Genomic DNA, 205 nt, shown 5'->3' on the forward strand with positions numbered 1-205 from the left:
CCAGAAAATATACGGCTTCAATGAGCCTTTCCGTTTTACAGGTTCCTCAACAGGCCGGTGGGCCGTTAGTATCATCAATATCAGTATTCGCAAAACCAGATCAGTAATTCTTTAAACCGGTGTATTTCTGCCGTTATGCTACATAAGTTTGCTGTCGTGCCGTTAGGGCCCAGGCTATTCTGGCCAGCTTGTTTGCCAGAGCACA

General features: G+C 46.3%; 1 protein-coding gene. It reads right to left on the bottom strand.

Translation table 11 applies throughout. The features are described from left to right. Window positions 1–133: 133 nt before the first annotated feature. Window positions 134–205, bottom strand: a 72-nt coding sequence (locus FNY10_RS27130) for an IS110 family transposase (protein ID WP_074166459.1), incomplete at its 5' end; no start/stop codon positions are given.

The sequence above is a fragment of the Klebsiella sp. Lac1 genome (assembly GCF_009825425.1).
GTDB classification, from domain to species: Bacteria; Pseudomonadota; Gammaproteobacteria; order Enterobacterales; family Enterobacteriaceae; genus Klebsiella; species Klebsiella electrica.